The sequence below is a fragment of the Methanobacterium bryantii genome (assembly GCF_002287175.1).
Lineage (GTDB): Archaea > Methanobacteriota > Methanobacteria > Methanobacteriales > Methanobacteriaceae > Methanobacterium_D > Methanobacterium_D bryantii.
In genome coordinates this window covers 88135-104558 of the sequence record NZ_LMVM01000041.1, presented here as the reverse complement: position 1 = coordinate 104558, position 16424 = coordinate 88135, and the positions used below count along the sequence as shown (strand labels likewise).

General features: G+C 35.1%; 20 protein-coding genes. 4 read left to right on the top strand and 16 right to left on the bottom strand.

What is annotated here, in order from left to right; genetic code table 11:
- The 8 genes from ASJ80_RS16505 to ASJ80_RS16465 form a co-directional block, all read right to left on the bottom strand.
- Positions 1-828 (bottom strand): amidohydrolase family protein, encoded by an 828-nt coding sequence (locus tag ASJ80_RS16505; protein WP_069582380.1) that lies wholly within the window; start codon positions 826-828, stop codon positions 1-3.
- 2 nt (positions 829-830) lie between these two features.
- Positions 831-1217, bottom strand: a complete 387-nt coding sequence (locus ASJ80_RS16500; protein WP_069582383.1) for a hypothetical protein — start codon at positions 1215-1217, stop codon at positions 831-833.
- Positions 1210-1602, bottom strand: a complete 393-nt coding sequence (locus ASJ80_RS16495; RefSeq protein ID WP_069582386.1) for a hypothetical protein — start codon at positions 1600-1602, stop codon at positions 1210-1212. Before ASJ80_RS16495 ends, ASJ80_RS16500 begins: the two co-directional genes overlap by 8 nt.
- A 14-nt stretch (positions 1603-1616) precedes the next feature.
- Complete coding sequence (locus ASJ80_RS17575) at positions 1617-2651, bottom strand: GyrI-like domain-containing protein (RefSeq protein WP_245837606.1); 1035 nt, start codon at positions 2649-2651, stop codon at positions 1617-1619.
- 33 nt (positions 2652-2684) lie between these two features.
- Positions 2685-3143, bottom strand: coding sequence for a GyrI-like domain-containing protein (locus ASJ80_RS16480; protein WP_069582390.1), 459 nt, complete (start codon positions 3141-3143; stop codon positions 2685-2687).
- Positions 3134-3700 (bottom strand): PadR family transcriptional regulator, encoded by a 567-nt coding sequence (locus ASJ80_RS16475; RefSeq protein ID WP_069582392.1) that lies wholly within the window; start codon positions 3698-3700, stop codon positions 3134-3136. The genes ASJ80_RS16480 and ASJ80_RS16475 overlap by 10 nt, the downstream gene beginning before the upstream one ends.
- Positions 3701-3823: 123 nt before the next feature.
- Positions 3824-4711: an EamA family transporter gene (locus ASJ80_RS16470; RefSeq protein ID WP_069582396.1), complete on the bottom strand. Its 888-nt coding sequence runs from the start codon at positions 4709-4711 to the stop codon at positions 3824-3826.
- Positions 4712-4743: 32 nt separating this feature from the next.
- The gene (locus ASJ80_RS16465; protein ID WP_069582400.1) at positions 4744-5040 is read right to left on the bottom strand and encodes a DUF2769 domain-containing protein; all 297 of its coding nucleotides are present in this window, start codon (positions 5038-5040) and stop codon (positions 4744-4746) included.
- A 349-nt stretch (positions 5041-5389) separates the two neighbouring features.
- Between ASJ80_RS16465 and ASJ80_RS16460 the strand changes: the two genes are divergently transcribed.
- Both ASJ80_RS16460 and ASJ80_RS16455 read left to right on the top strand, forming a co-directional pair.
- Positions 5390-6274, top strand: coding sequence for a hypothetical protein (locus ASJ80_RS16460; RefSeq protein ID WP_245837605.1), 885 nt, complete (start codon positions 5390-5392; stop codon positions 6272-6274).
- An 18-nt stretch (positions 6275-6292) separates the two neighbouring features.
- Positions 6293-6583 (top strand): DUF2769 domain-containing protein, encoded by a 291-nt coding sequence (locus ASJ80_RS16455; protein WP_069582402.1) that lies wholly within the window; start codon positions 6293-6295, stop codon positions 6581-6583.
- A 49-nt stretch (positions 6584-6632) separates the two neighbouring features.
- On the opposite strand, the gene ASJ80_RS16450 is transcribed toward ASJ80_RS16455, so the two are convergent.
- On the bottom strand, positions 6633-7196 hold the full coding sequence (locus tag ASJ80_RS16450) for a hypothetical protein (protein WP_069582404.1): 564 nt from the start codon (positions 7194-7196) through the stop codon (positions 6633-6635).
- A gap of 177 nt (positions 7197-7373) precedes the next feature.
- Between ASJ80_RS16450 and ASJ80_RS16445 the strand changes: the two genes are divergently transcribed.
- Together ASJ80_RS16445 and ASJ80_RS16440 are read left to right on the top strand one after the other, a co-directional pair.
- Entirely contained in the window at positions 7374-7814 is a 441-nt protein-coding gene (locus ASJ80_RS16445; RefSeq protein WP_069582407.1) for a small multi-drug export protein, read from the top strand.
- A 339-nt stretch (positions 7815-8153) separates the two neighbouring features.
- Positions 8154-9248: an inositol-3-phosphate synthase gene (locus tag ASJ80_RS16440; RefSeq protein WP_069582409.1), complete on the top strand. Its 1095-nt coding sequence runs from the start codon at positions 8154-8156 to the stop codon at positions 9246-9248.
- A gap of 60 nt (positions 9249-9308) precedes the next feature.
- Here ASJ80_RS16440 and ASJ80_RS16435 read toward each other — a convergent pair whose 3' ends face one another.
- From ASJ80_RS16435 to nifE, 7 genes are all read right to left on the bottom strand, one after another.
- Positions 9309-10187 (bottom strand): C1 family peptidase, encoded by an 879-nt coding sequence (locus ASJ80_RS16435; RefSeq protein ID WP_069582411.1) that lies wholly within the window; start codon positions 10185-10187, stop codon positions 9309-9311.
- 200 nt (positions 10188-10387) lie between these two features.
- The gene (locus ASJ80_RS16430) at positions 10388-12340 is read right to left on the bottom strand and encodes a molybdopterin-dependent oxidoreductase (RefSeq protein WP_069582414.1); all 1953 of its coding nucleotides are present in this window, start codon (positions 12338-12340) and stop codon (positions 10388-10390) included.
- Positions 12341-12822: 482 nt separating this feature from the next.
- Positions 12823-13011, bottom strand: coding sequence for a 4Fe-4S binding protein (locus ASJ80_RS16425; RefSeq protein WP_069582418.1), 189 nt, complete (start codon positions 13009-13011; stop codon positions 12823-12825).
- 15 nt (positions 13012-13026) lie between these two features.
- Positions 13027-13239, bottom strand: a complete 213-nt coding sequence (locus ASJ80_RS16420; protein ID WP_245837604.1) for a 4Fe-4S binding protein — start codon at positions 13237-13239, stop codon at positions 13027-13029.
- Positions 13240-13299: 60 nt separating this feature from the next.
- A complete protein-coding gene (locus ASJ80_RS16415) occupies positions 13300-13620 on the bottom strand; it encodes a NifB/NifX family molybdenum-iron cluster-binding protein (protein WP_069582422.1) in 321 nt (106 codons plus the stop codon).
- The gene (gene nifN, locus ASJ80_RS16410; RefSeq protein ID WP_069582425.1) at positions 13621-14997 is read right to left on the bottom strand and encodes a nitrogenase iron-molybdenum cofactor biosynthesis protein NifN; all 1377 of its coding nucleotides are present in this window, start codon (positions 14995-14997) and stop codon (positions 13621-13623) included.
- A gap of 1 nt (position 14998) precedes the next feature.
- On the bottom strand, positions 14999-16357 hold the full coding sequence (gene nifE, locus ASJ80_RS16405) for a nitrogenase iron-molybdenum cofactor biosynthesis protein NifE (protein WP_069582427.1): 1359 nt from the start codon (positions 16355-16357) through the stop codon (positions 14999-15001).
- Positions 16358-16424 lie beyond the last annotated feature (67 nt).

Below are 16424 nucleotides of genomic sequence, written 5' to 3'. Positions count from 1 at the left end.
TTATTTCAAATTGAACAATCTTTCTGCATTCACGCCCAATATAAGCTCTTTATCATTATCAGATATATTTAAACCATTTATTCTTTCAATATCCTTTTTTGGATTTATCCAGGGATAATCTGATCCAAATAATATTTTATCAGATCCAATAGTCCTTATTAAGTCTACAGCCGTCTCGTCATCCAAAGTAGTTGGACTGTTTATATATGAAATTGCAATTGCAGTGTCAAACATAACTTGGGGGAATTTATCTGCTATTTCAACAGCTGTATCCCATGATCCACCACCCATATGTGCTAAAATAAGTTTAAGATCACGGAATTCTTCTAAAACATGGATCCATCTTTCTGGCTCTCCAAATTTAGATTTACCATCAACATTGAAGCCGGAATGGGCCGTAATAGGCAAATCATGCTTCATCATCCACTCGTAAACCGGCCGCATTCTCTCATCATCAGGGGCAAATTCCTGTGCCACTGGATGAAATTTCAGACCTTTCATTCCCCATTTATATTTATGCTCAAGTTCCTCAATCATTGTACGGCCTTTCATAGTGGGGCTTACAGATATGAACGGAATTAACATGGGATATTTGGCAGGTTTATTTCTTCCAGGACGGGTTATTGCAACTGTCCAGAAATTATTATTTTTGAGCTGATTATCTGGTGCAAAGCTTACCACCACCCCCATATTTATACCTGCACTTTTCATGTCCTTTACATAATCGTCAGGAGTACCATAACTGTAGTAAGGCACTCCAATCATTTCTACAACCATTTTTCCAACTTCTTCTGTTGGGTGCAGGTGTACATGCGAATCTATTATCATTCTCAATCTCCTACATTATTCATTCTTTGATTCATGTATAATCCTAATCCAATGGTTATGGCAGGAATAATAATGTACAGAGGTGCAACATACATCGTATAGTTAATCAAGGTTAATTGTGAAATCCCTAACAATATTAAGATTATATCCAGAGCAATACTAATTATCAACCAGCTTATTCCAATTAAAACACTTTCTTTAAGGAAATTTTCGGTTATAACTTTTAAATATAAATAAGAAAAAACCATTACAGTTACAGCTATGGCCACGGCAGATATAATCTCAAAAATATTTATGGCAGCTAAAAAAGAACCTAAAATAACTGTAATTAAAGAGGGTATTAACCACACTAAAAGCCCATAATTGATTATTTTTGCATTTTTATTCATAGTATCTTCTTCCCATTACAGCAGCTACATATCCAGTTCCAATTGTCACAACCGGTATGATTAAGTATTTAACACCTATAGTCATCATGTAATCATTGAAATTCATATGCATGGGACTTGCAGGCAGGAACATCACTAAATCTATTACTATTGCAATTATGAACCACACAATACCTGTTATTATACCTTCCACCGCAAAATTTGTCTTGATATCTCTAAAGTAGAAATAAGAAAATATCATTGCAGCAACAGCTATTAATACACTCATAATGGATTCAAAGAGAGAATACATAGGTGTTTTGAGAGGATAAATAAAAAACGATACTGCAAATGGAATTAACCATACTAAAAACCCAAACAAAACTATTTTTAAATTTTTATTCATTTAATCCCCTTCTTTTATTTAACAGGTTGTCTTATGATAGTTTTAAGCCTTTCTGGTTTTGTTCTACGCATGTCACTTATGTATATCTCATGATGTTTCTCACCAGTGCTGGTACCATCAAATTCGTAGCCTTTCTCTTCAATGAATGCATGAAGCTTCTCCACTGTTGGACCTTCTTCAGAAAATGGGCCAATATGCATTATCTGAGCTGACAATCCCTCATGCAGGCTTTCAAATCTTATTTTAGATAAAGCCACAGGATTCTTCTTTTCTTCAACTTCTCTAATTGCATCCTTTATCATCCTTTTACTTATAAAATCAGGCTGCCTTATCATTGCTGTCCATTTCCAGCTACTTTTATCCTCAATACTAAAATTTTCCATGTTTTGGACCCACCATAGTCCTTCAAGGGGCATTACAACATAATCTTTTGATTTTTCTTTTTTAGAAATGAATTTTACCTTATAAGATACTGGAAACAGTGCTTCCATTGCATCTTTATATTCCTCTGAGGTATTTGGGTCTCCTTCACCATCTATCATTAAAAATTTCATTTCAGGAACATCTACCAGGGAAGGTTCCTTTATTGATGGAGCGTAAAGCTCCTTATTTTCCTTTTTTAAGTCTATTTTTGTCATCTTTCTCACATTCCAATATATTTTCCCGCAGCTGTAACAGTAACCCTTATGAATACAAATGGTGCCCCCACACTCAGAACAATTCCATCTAAGATCTTCATTCTCTAAGAATTCTTCAATACCCTTATTTTTAATATATTCTAAATTTTCAATCATGCTCATGTTGTATTTAGTTCTGTACCTTTTATCCAGCTGTTTTAAACGTTTGCAGGGAAAATCACTGCATCCAAAACAAAAATTCTTCCCATTTGCCGAAATATATTCACAGTTTCTAATTTTACATTTAGCGATGCTAACTGGTTTTTCTGCATTAAACAACCTGCAGCCAGGGCATTTATTTTTTTCTCTTAAATATGCCATGCAAACACTGCAGTTCATTCCACAGGGAGCTATAAGAAACTTATTATTCATTTTCAATCCCACATTACATAAAAAATAAATAAATTATTTTTTCATTACCGGAAAGCACATCTCGGTTAAAAGTTCACTTTCAGGCGTTTCATTAGGATCTGAAATATAAGTTTCCATAGGAGGGCCAATAATTTCATATCCATTTTTGTATGCATATTCAGCCAACGCTCCAATTGCAGTCCCACATCCACTGTAAGGACCTTTATAAACAGTTGAAAGAACAAGTTGTTCAGGCATCATTTTAATTTTTACCCGACCTTCTTCATCTGCTTCTCCCGCAAACGGCATTCCAACTTCATACATTAGTTCTTCAACTGGCACTTCCTGAGGACTGTTAAAGTATACCCCAAAGGGAGGTCCCATTATAGACAGACCTTTTGCCATTATGAATCCCACAATTTCCCCCATGAGAACGGGGACTTCCCCATATGACCCTTTATATGTTACGTACGCAATCTGTCTTTTTCCAAGTTTCTTTTCCACTATTTCCATTTTTTCACCCAAAGATTTTCTTCCTTTTTAATAGTTTCAATAAGTTGTTCTACCCATTTAATCTCAGTTTTAAGGATCTCTAAAGGTCTGCTGAATAGGGCAATTACATAGTAAGGGGCTTTTAATTCTTTTTGCATTTTAACCGAGCTTTCTAAAAATCTAATCCGCCCGTCTGCTGATTTTACGTAGTTTTCAAGGCATTCAATGACTTCCCGTGGTTCAAGATAATTAAGGTATGCTATGCCCAGATCAAAGGGTGAAATTAACTTTTTATTCCATGAAAGGAGATCCTTAAGCTGTTCTTGCATGGTCTCTCGCCCCAGATCAGTTATGGTGAAAACCTTACGAGATGGTTTACCTTCTACCTTTTTCAGTTTCGATGTTACTAGTTCTTTCTTTTCCAGCTTTTTTAAGACATAATAAATTGATGAGAACCCTATTTGAGTCCAGTTACGCATTCCCCATGACTCTATAGTTTTCTCAAGCTGGTAGCCGTACTGTGGTTTTTCATAAAGTAGTCCAAGTATTGCTGTTTCAATATCTGATATTCTAGACATATAATATTCTAAATATAGAATATGGTATAAAAATGTTTGGTAAGGGTGATAAATAATCAAAAAACATTATTTAAGATCATAAATTGGGGATCCTTAACTCTAAAAATACAATTCCATTTGAAATCACGACAGAGCTATAAAAACAACACCTAAAACCATTATTACGGACCCCGCCAGGCGTCCTTTTATCCCTTTTTCCTTAAATATTAAATATCCGAATAAAACACTCATTATGGCACTTGTTCTTTTAATTGCAATAACATATGGAACAAGAAGGGTCGTAATAGCTATATACTGAGCTACTAAAGATAAAGCGCTGAAAGCTCCAACTGCAAATAAAAGCTTAATATCCATCCCCTTCAATTTCGTATGATTACGGAATTCATGTATTAATACAGGAGAAAGGGTAACTGACGTAAATAAATGCACTGATGCCGCCCAAAATAAAGGTGAAGAATTTGAAACGCCTATTTTATCTATACTTGAAGTTATGCTTAATAAAAACGCAGCTATCAACATCAGCTTTGGACCTTCCTCTTTTACCATTGCTTTGAAATGATCCAGATAATCTGAAGTTCTTCTTTGTGTAGTTATCAGTTTCCTTTTAGTATTTAGTATATAAGAGCCGATAACAATAAAAATGACGCCTATTACGCCAAGAAAAGTTGGATATTGACCAAGAATTAAAGGAGCCATTATTAATAAAAATAAAGGGGTAAAAGATGTTAATGGAATTACTAAAGATAAATCAGAGTGTTTTATGGATTTTAATTGTAGGATAGTTGCTGTGACATTCAAAATACCATCTGAAATCAATGCAAGCCAGTACTGATTTCCAAGTGATGGAATACTTATAAAAAAATAAGGGAAAAGTAAAAAGGGCAGTGCAAAAAATCCAAATGCCCATGTAACAAGATATTCATCCATATCTTTTAGTCCCATTTTACCGGATACGTTCCTAAGGGCTTCAAAAAATGCAGATAATATCGCATATATGTAAGAAACTATCATAAAAAAATAAAAAAATTAGTTGAATAATTTGCTTATCTTGCTTCTCCTTTTGCGCAGTAGTATCCTCCAGGCTCTCCCTCACCTAACTTGTATTCTTTCCATACTTCACATTTACCGCACTGACACATCTGACTTGGATCAAGTCCCTCACAGGTAGCTTTTCCTGTTGAACAGTAAACACCAGGTACATCATCTTTGCCCGGAGTTCCTCCACTTTGAGACTTTAATTTGTTTAGTTTATCCTGTACACATTCACTTTTGGCTTGAACTGGACATCCGGGGCATAGACACTTTTGAATGTTATCCATGTTAAAATCAATAGTTACCATATTTTCACCTCAGCAAATATTTTTTTCAGTGGTATTAATATTTTTAATATGGTTAATATATTTTAGAGACATTTTGAATTTAGAAAATGATGCCCTTGATGCATCAACAAAGCAGAATCCAATCAAAAAATCAAATAACTCCCATAAATACAAAATAACGAGGTATAAAGTTCACTATTCGTTTTTTAAAACAAAATTAAATCATTTAAAAATTACAGTATGTACTATTAGCTACCTACAGCGCCATCAGAAATTTTTATTTAATACAAATTATATAAAATATAGTATGACTAACCAAAAATATTTAAATTTTGGATTAAAGTCGTTAATTATACTAATTGTTTTATTTTTGTCTATTTGTGCAGTAAGTGCACATCAACCCCGTTTAGAAGCGGGAACAAACAGCTCTATGGATAACCCTATTGTAATTCAGAATCCGGAAATATCTCAGGCTTTTTATGGAAATTTGAATGGGCAACCAGATTACTACAAAATAACTTCAGATAAGCCTTTTAAACTGTATGTGAATATTCTTGTGCCGCAAAGCCCAGGTATAAGTGGTGATTTTGTCTCAGTACAGATAACTGATTCCTCTGGAAGAACCATAGCATTACTTGATGGGAAAAAATCAGACTGGATGCCCATGTTTGAAGAATTTGGAGGTGATTACTACCTACAAGGTCCTGAATTCACCCAAAATGTCAGTGCAGGAACATATTACATCAAAGTATTCAATGCAGGCAATACCGGCAAATATTCAATGGCAGTAGGAGATATAGAATCTTTTCCAGCAGATGAATCTCTAAAAGCAGTTATAACAATACCACTTCTTAAAGAGCAGATATTCGGTAAACCCGTTACTACATTGTTCTTCGAGTTTTTAGGCATCATATTGGCTCTCGGATCTATAATGGTCCTGTTTGCAATGCTAATAATGTCCAGGGAATCAGAAGAAATTACACAGCTAACAATAAAAGTAAACAGTGCAATTAGGCCTGTTTTATGGTTAGGAATAATTATAACTGCTGTTGTATGGATTTATGTCATGCTTCAGGACCCGCTGAATATAGTAGGCATCATTAACAGTATTCTCCTGGTAATCTTAATTATTCTAAGCTGGTACATCGGTTCTAAAATAGCTAAAATGAAATTTGGCAAATTACCTTTAATCCGCACTGCAGTACTGGCCATACTATGGTTGATATTTGTTTACTGGGCAATAGCAGTGATTTAACAAAAGAGGTTGAAGGAAATGGACAAGTTCAAAGAAAAAATGAATGAAATAGATCAAATGTCAGAGGAAAATAAAACTATCACACTGAACCAGATGAAATCAGATTGTATATGCCCAATCTGTCCAACTTACAATGAATGTGCAAAAGAAGTTGATGAATTACTATTCTGCGTAACTGGAAAGAGCGAAAGCTGTATAACTAAAGAAAGAGGGTGCATGTGTCCAACATGCCCATTTGCGCAGGAATATGGAATTGGAGTCAAATACAATTTTTACTGCACGAGAGGTACAGAACTTGAGCAGCGTTAAATGATGAATTAATTTTTAGCCAATTTACATTAAATTAATTCATCATGAACTAATTATTTTTCAGAATTTTTCCAACTGCACCACCAATAATTCCCCCTATTGGTCCCGGGATAGTAAATATAAGCATTAAAGGACTCAAAAGGGCCATGGATAATCCCAATATAACAGCAAAAATTACACTATTAACCAGGCCACGTTTACCAGAACCAGACATATAACCTGTTATTGCACCTCCCATGAAAACAGACCCCATTACTGAAAGAGTAAGTAATATAGAGGCTTCTTCAGACAGTTCAGTGGTACCGTCCGATGGTGGGGTAGTTAAAAGGGCCGCAACTAAAATTCCAGAAACAAGCAAACCTGCAAATACAGCTTTCCAGTTAATTATCTTTTTACTGTTTTCACCATGTTCATATTTTTTAGTTTTAATATTTGCTTGCAATTGAGGATTTTCTTTCGTGTCTTTATGTTTACTAATGATTATTTCCATTATAATTGCAACCAAAATGCCTGAAATTAATGATTTTAAGATATCTTCACTTACTAAAAATGTTATTATAAACACAATTAGAAAGATTCCAGCTGATATAATGTTTTTGTGTTTATTATCCAATTCAGCACTTCCTCTTTAATTCATTAAAATGAGTCTAATCAGCATACTTATTAATTTACTGATCAATCACCCATAAAATCTCGTCACATAAAGATTTTAAAATATTTATAGTTATAAACGTATATACAAAATTAATTAGAGTAATATCTTCAAATTATAATTTAAAAGGTTACAAAAATGGACGTAGTAGCAGGCACATTACTTGTTTTTGGAGCAGGCATTTTGGAATTATGGGCAGCCATACCTCTTGGACTAGCCATCAACCTTAATCCAGTTATAATTGGAGTTGCATCCGCATTAGGGGCAATTGTAGCTGCATTTCTAGTTACAGCTGTTGGAGATAACATCAGAGAAAAGGTTATAAAATGGCGTTATGGTGAAAATAAAGATTTAAAAGGCAGCAGATATTATAAAATATGGAATAAATACGGCGTAGTTGGATTGGGACTTATATCTCCATTACTTTTCGGTGCTCCAGTTGGATCAGCACTCGGAGTCGCTTTAGGATCCCGTAAGAAACCATTATTAATCTGGATGAGTATCGGCATTGTCATATGGAGCACAGGACTTACATCAGCAGGTTATCTAGGACTTATGAGTTTTGGAGTCATTAAATAAGGATCTAGTTAAATTATATATCCTGTTTCATAACAACCCAAAATTTTTCAAATTAAATTATTTTAACTACAAAAGTAATATTAAATGTTAAAAAATATTAAATTAATATTTTTTTAAATATTTAGACTTTTTAGTTGAATTTAAATAGTTATCAATTCTAATAACCAGTAACCCGCCGATCGAAACATTTAATAGTATAATTAAGCTAATCTTTTTTTAAAGATAATCTACTTATTAGAATTAAAATAAGGATAACATAATAAAATAAAGTTTGATATTAATTTTAAATGATATTAATAAACATATCATCAGTTCAATATATTTTAGAGGGTGTTATAGTTGGAGAAGATAAAAATAGCGATAATGGGACTTGGTAATTGTGCAAGTTCTTTAATACAGGGAATTCATTATTATAAAAACAAGGATCCAGAAGATGCCATTGGTTTAATGCATCCCGTAATTGGGAATTACACTGCATCAGATATAGAAGTAGTAGCTGCTTTTGATATAGATCAAAGAAAAGTAGGTAAAGATGTAAGCGAAGCTATTTTTGCAAAACCAAACTGTACCCATGTTTTCTGCCCAGAAATTCCTGAAATGGGAGTTAAAGTATCGATGGGTAAAGTTTTAGACGGTGTTGCCCCACACATGAGCAATTATGACGATGATTATACCTTTGTGGTATCAGGTGAAGAACAATCTGATATTGTAGAAGTTTTAAAAGAAAGCGGAGCTGAAATGCTCGTAAATTATCTCCCAGTAGGCTCTGAAGAAGCCGTAAGGTTTTATGCACAGTGTGCCCTTGATGCAGGAGTTGCATTTATAAACTGTATGCCTGTTTTTATTGTAAGTGACCCCGAATGGTCTAAAAAATTCGAAGAAAAGGGAATTCCTGCAATAGGGGACGATATTAAAGCCCAAATAGGTGCTACAATTACACACAGGACATTAGCTAATCTATTCCGCGAAAGAGGAGTAAAAGTAGAACGTACATACCAGTTAAACACTGGCGGAAATACCGATTTCCTGAACATGTTAAACAGGGATCGTCTTGATTCAAAAAAGGAATCAAAGACAGAAGCTGTGCAGTCTGTACTTGCAGAAAGACTTCCAGATTCTGATATTCATATTGGTCCAAGTGATTATGTACCATTCCAAAAGGATAATAAGCTTTGCTTCCTCAGAATGGAAGGTAAAACATTTGGGGATGTACCTATGAACATAGAATTAAGGCTCAGTGTTGAAGACTCACCAAACTCTGCAGGATGTGTCATAGATGCAATCCGCTGCTGTAAATTAGCTCTTCAAAGAGGTATTGGAGGTCAATTAACATCAATCTCAGCTTACACCATGAAACATCCGCCAGAACAGTTCATAGACGAACAAGCATACAACATGGTGAATGAATTCATTGAAGGTAAAAGAGAAAGGTGAACTATTTTCTAATTATTTTTTATTTTAAAAAATTAAATAAAAAATGTATAAATTACTATTTTAAAGTCCAAACTCTCCAGTATCAACCCATTCATTTTTAAGAAGAGTCCACCAGTCAATGGCAATTCCTTTTAGCACATATTCATATGGCAGCCAGCCGTAACCTTTTTCACCCCAACTGGTGCCCCATGAATTCCGTATAAGAAGAGCTCCAGTAGTGGAATTGGTGCAGTTGCTATTTTTAATTTTCATTTTATCATCGTATCCCACTGCCACGATAGCATGTCCACCTTCAATTTGTTCTCCACCGCAAGGGAATGGTATTTTTCCAGCGTTATCTATTGTCTGTTCTATTGAGCTGTATACTGTAAATCCAAACATAGAAGGTAATCCTGCAGCCAGATTTGTCTTGATTCTATCTAAAAGATCATTTGTAAGGGTAGATGGAGGATCCAGTTTTACATATTGAATAGACTGGTAATTTTCAGCACATGCATAACAGAATGTGTCTGGTTCCTTGTCAAAATCAGGGTTTTTGTCTGTATAAGGCCAATACCTTTCTGGAGGAACTCCAAAAAGCACCAGCGCACCCATAGTTGATCTAAGGTCAGCCCCACTGTCCCCCTTCAAGCCCATCAATCTTCGGGTGGTTTTGTAAAGGAAAAGTCTAGATGCATCCATATGTTTACCAAATGCTTTACGCTCAAAATATTCAACAAGTCCAACGCCTGCATTGGCAGTACACGACCCTAAATTTTTCTGGTCTTCTACCTGAGAACACCATGCTCTTAAATCTGCAGTAGCCGGAAGCTTTTTTACAGATTCAACAATACCTATCTTTTCCAGCATAGGTTTTATATTGTCATGTTCAAAGGTATAATCCCTTAAATCAGGGATATCCGGGCGCCAGCCCATTCGTTTTTCAAAAATTTTATCCATATTTAGTCCTCTTTAATTAAGTCCATTTAATTAAAGTTTTGTAAGTACTTACAGATATATAAAGTTACATTTAATCAAAAATTAAGAACATCTAAATAATAATGATACTGAATATCTAAAAATTATAGAAATAAAGTAAAAAAATATGTTGTAAAATGTTTTAAGGATTCAACCATATTGGAAACAGATGATCACAGTTCCTAGCTATTATCTATTCCTTTAATCCGTACCCTCGTATCATAGTAAGGAGTTCCATCCCCAATCTCACTCATTATAGGCTGAGTTAAAACATTCACGCATTTATTATATTTTAACCATCCGCCTTTATATGTAAGGATATAGTCCTTTCTAACTTCATCATCTTCTTTCACTTTAACAACAAGGCTTCCAATAGGAGATTCAATCAGTGCTTTATCCCCATCAGCTAAATTATTTTCCTTCAAGATATCTGGATGAACATGGACTTCTAAAAATCCATCTACCAGCTCACTTTCAGGAACTACAGACCCTATGAATTCTTCTGCCATTGTTGAAAGAAGTTTTAATGGGAACTCTTCTATACTTATATCCTTGACAGAAAGTTCTTCTATAAATTCAAAGCGTCCAGATTCTGTTTTAAATTTCATGTCAGCAAACGGTATTTCAGTTTTTTTGATCATCCTTTGAGGGGCATTTTGAAGGTCTTCAAAGGTTATACCTTGACCTAATATCGGTGCTGCCAGTTTTTTGAGCCAGTCCTTAGCACTTCCTGACATTTCATCAAAAATCCCTAATCTCCGCGCGAGAAGTTGGAATATCTCAAATTCAGATTTTGCCTCTCCTTGTGGAGGCACTACTGGATTTATTGGAGATACCCAGTTGTGGCCATAACTTCCAATTAGATCCTCTTCCTCCAAATAAGTAGTAGTAGGCAGAAATAGATCTGCACTTTCTGAGGTATCATTTAGAAAGTGATCCATCATTATAACAAAATTTGCACTATCAAAACCTTCTTTAACCTTTAATGAATCTGGATTTAAATTAACTGGGTTTCCAGAGGCTAAAAATATAAGTTTTATAGGAGGGTTGTCTGTATCAAGTATAGCTTCACCGATTTTAGGCATTGGAAGCTTCCTCTGATTTTTTCCACGTTCATTTAGTTCTACAGAGGAAAAATCAAAGTACTCAAACTCCTCAAATCCCTGGCTTACACCCCCTCCAGAGACCCCAATGTTTCCAGTTACAGCAGCAAGAGCATCAATCATGCGGAAAGCAAGATGCCCCTGTACATATCGGTGAAGCCCCCATCCGGTAATGATGCTTGAAGGTTTACCCTGCGCATATTCAAGTGCTAATTCTCTTATTTTGTCTAGATCAACATCACATTTATCAGATAAATATCCAAATGAATATTTGCCAAGTATTTTTTTATACGAATCAAAATTTTTGGTATAATTTTCTATAAAACCATAGTCCACATTATCAGTTTCTAAGACGATTTTAGCAAGTGACATTGCAAGATATAAATCTGAACCTGGTGCAGGCTGTATAAATTCGTCTGCCTGTTTTGCAGTTTTTGTTTTTACCGGATCTATAACTACTATTTTTATTCCATTTCTTTTTGCTTTTCTTAAAATTCTCCACAGATGCACGTCTGTTGCCGCAGGGTTCCTTCCCCAGACGATTATTAAATTACTGTTGATGTGATCAAGTGGATCGTGGGATATCTTGGTACCAAAGTCAAGTTCCATTGCAGAATGGCCAATTCCACCACATACTGTGCCGTAAGTAGTTGTTACTCCCCCAAGTAGATTAAAAAATCGCCTGTTCATAGCTTGTAGAGCTGTACGGGCACCGAACCCTTGATAATACAGGATTGCCGAACTTCCATATTCTTTAATAACTTCAGATGTCTTTGAAGCTGCAATATCAAGCGCTTCATTCCAGCTTATTTTTTTCCACACATTATTTTCTTTTAAAAGAGGATGGAGAACCCTGTTAGAGCTGTAAAAATAAGTTTTTAAATAATGGGAAGTGTTTTTACATAAAAACCCTGCAGTTACATCATGTTCCTTATTTCCACGTAATTTAGTAACTTTACTGTCTTCTGCACTTGCTAGTATGCTGCATGCACCAGTACAATCCCTCGTACATGCTGTAACAACTGTTTTCAAGAAGTATCACCCTATGAATATTAAATTTTAATAAAATTAACTGGTATTATCGTTATATTATCTAAATATACTAAAAAATTTTCCTAACCCTCAAACACTAATGGTGTTTGGGGCACTCAAACATTTCATGTTTGGTGCATCGAAAATCTTCGATTTTCAAAAGCCCTTGAAATCTATGATTTCGGGGCCGAGGAAACTCTCAAACCCGAATGGTTTGGAGCACAAATCGAAGATTTGTTAGTTACATTTCCTACGGCGCCAAAAATTCTTGAATTTTTAGAAAATGCGTTGCATTTTCTAACCTTTGGAAATCTTCGATTTCCAATGTTTGCAAATTGAAAATTTGCAACCGTAAAAAATCGGAGATTTTTTACATGCTCAAACGCTTTGCGTTTGACAGTCCCGAAAATCTTTGATTTTCGAGGATTTTGAGCGATAAAAAAGTAAATAATTTATTTATCCTTTTTGTATCCATATCCTGATTATTCTTCCAGTTCAATAGCTCCATTAGGACAAACATCAGTACATGTTTCGCATAAACTGCATTCTCCAGGGTTCACAATTACTATTTTGTTCCCTTCAAGTTTGAGAATTTCCATTGAGCAGACATCTGCACATTCCCCACAGTCTATACCATCACATTTTCCAAAGTCAATTTTTACATTAACCATTTGTATCTCCCCGTTTTAAAAAGTTCCATCTATTTCTTCTATTTCTATAGCCCCATAAGGACAAATATCTAAACAATTACCGCATAATTTACAATATTCTGGTGATTTTATTGACACACAACCCTCTTTAAGTGTAAAAACATTAGTAGGACATATACACACACATGCCCCACATCCTGATCCTTCACATCTCCCATAATCCAGTGATATGTTAACCGTTATCAACATTAATCCCACCTACTATATTTAGATCAGGTAAATTACCATATCTCTGGCATAAAGAACCAATTAACTCAATAGATGTTTTGAACACTCACTAACAGCATCTTTAACTTCACAATCAAGCTGTATTGGTTTTATTCCTAATTTTCTAAGTTCAATCGTAGGTTCATTTCCAATTTTATTGCAGAGAACTGCTTTGCAATCATTTATAAGATCTATTGATGCTACCCAACGTTCCTGATGATTATTTAAAGGCATAGCTGTTTTTTCTCTTATTTCATGGAATTTACCTTCTCCATCTTCAATTTTATATATTAAAAATTTATCTGCATCCCCAAAATGCAGATCTACTAGCTTACCATCTGTTGATGCTACTGCTATCTTCACTTAAATCTCCTCCCTGGCAAATTCTTCCACCACTTCTTCTGGCTCTTCTATTTCATATCCAGCTTCATCATAGTAGAAATCAAGTATTGTATTTGTTAATTTGTCAACGAAGTCAATACCTCCATTATACCCCAGTACAGATATTCTCTGTGCTCCTAATCTATCAAATACTGGAAAACCTACTCTAAATAGAGGGATGTTTTCTTCCTGGGCTATACTAGCCCCATAAGCATTTCCAATTAAAATATCTGCTCCAGATTCTTTAATTTCTCTGTGCATATCATAAAGGTCGCCACCTGCTAAGATAGTAGGCGAAACTCCTTTTTCCTCCGAAATATTATTAATGTCTTCAATAAACCTTTTACTTTTGGTACCAGTACATACAACAGTTGGGATCATACCCATTTCGCAGGTGAAGCGTGTCAATCCAGATACAAAGTCAGGATCTCCAAATATAGCCACTTTTCGGTGATAGTTGTATGAATGGGCATCTACCATTGCGTCTATAAGTCTACCTCTGTCTTTTTCTATTGATTCGGGAATTTCTAAATCCCCAATTTCAGATACATATTTTACAAAACTGTCTGTATTTTCAAGGCCTATAGGAATAGGTCCAGATATAGATTTAACCCCAAATTTATTCTCAAGGAATACCCCTGCAGAATCCACATGTTTGGATAATGAGATTGTACCTAATGAATTGGCCGTATCTTCAATTTCCTCGATGGTGGTTCCTCCATTATATAAAGATAGAGCATCTTCAGTAAGTGGTGCGTCAAGGTTTTCTGAGGTGTCTGTTAAAATGATGCTTTCGCAGTCCATCTCTTTTAAGATATTTTTAACCTCTTTTACATCTGCAGGTGATATGTTACCTGTAATTATGTTGATTTTTCCATTTTTGACTGTTGGAGTAGCTAAATGCTCAACAAGTGCTTTTACAGTACGGTTGTACCCCTCAACATGGGATTCAACATAACTTGGAGTTGAAATAGGGATAATTACAGGCAGTTCTTTGTCCAGATTTGCATCTTCAAATTTCTCTATAATTCCCACCATATCGTCCCCAATGGTTTCTGTTAAACAGCTTGATGTAACTGCTATCATGCTTGGAGACTGTTTTTCGGTGATATTTTTTAAAGCTTTCATTAAATTGAATTCGCCACCATAGATTACAGTTTTTTCACTCATGGAAGTTGATGCAACTTCTATAGGTTCTCTAAAGTGCCGGGTGAGTTGAAACCTTATATATGTACTGCAGCCCTGGGAGCCGTGAATAAGAGGCATGGAGTCTTTAACCCCTAAAAGGGCTTGTATGGCCCCCATTGGCTGGCACATTTTGGAGGGATTTACTACAGCAAATTTTTTATCGTGATGCATTTTAGTCACCTCTCAAACTTTTGGAGGTTAGTTCAAACACTGGACTTGAAACTGAAGCGTCCACTTCTTTTGCAAAGCTTACAAATCCCCTAAATCCTGCAAATGCAGTTATTCTGTCATGGTTAAAGTCACAAAATGGGATTCCGAGCTTTAATGAGATGTATTTCTCTTTAGCACCAGATATTAGTAGATTTGGCCTGTGTTCTTTAAGAAGTCTGGTTAATTCTGCTGAATTTGCATCATCTACAATTATGGTACCATCTCTCACAGCTTCCTTGATCATTTCATAATCTTCTCTAATTCCATTTTTTGTTCCAGACATCATTACATCCATACCTAATTCTTCAAAAGGCCTTACAAGAGACCATGCTTTGTTACCTCCAACATAGAGAGCAACAGTTTTTCCAGTTAATCTTTTCTTATATTCTTCAATTTTATGTGATACCTCTTTGAGTCCTGATTCGATTATTCTTTCGGTCCGCTCTATCATTTCTTCATCTCCAAAGAAATCAGCGACATCCCTTAAAGAGGCTACAGTTTGTTCAAGACCAAAGAAATTAACTTTTATAAAAGGTATTCCATATTTTTTTTCCATTTTTTTGGCAACGTAATTTGAAGATTTCTGGCACTGCACTATATTGAGCTTAGCCCGGTGTGCCTGAGCTATTTCATCCACATGGGAATCTCCTGTTAATGTACTGATTATATTGACGCCCATTTCTTCAAGTAAGGGTTTAATTCCCCAGAGATCCCCTGCAACATTGAATTCACCCACTATATTGATATCAAAGGGAGTAGTTTCTTCAGGTTCTTTTGTTCCAATTACATAGTCCAGTAATGCATCACCACCTATCCAATGCCCTTTAGTCTTATTGTGGTTCTGAAAACCTTCAGATTGAACTGGTATAACTCTACATCCAGTTATTCCTTCCGCTTTTTTGCACACTGCTTTAATATCATCTCCAATTATACCTGCAACACATGTAGCATATACAAATACTGCTCCAGGCTTGTATAATTTATTAAGCTCTATTATGGTTTCATATAACTTTTTTTCTCCGCCGAAGATGATATCTTTTTCCTGTAAGTTTGTAGAACATCCTTTTTTGTATATATCTTCCCTTGAAGTTTTACTTCCTCTTATATCCCATGTACATGCAGCACATCCTATCGGACCGTGTACCAGGTGAATTGAATCTGTAATTGGCATTAAAACAATTCTTGCTCCACCGTAAACACATGTTCTCTGGGTAACTGTACCTGGAAGACTAGCCTTATCACATACAGGAATAGATAATCCTTCTCCTTTTACACACACGTGTTTTTTACGAGACTCAAATGTTTCAGTAACAGGTTCCATTATAAATACCCCTAAATTCTAAATATTTCTCCTTAATTAGTTAAATAATCTAAAAAAAATACAATAG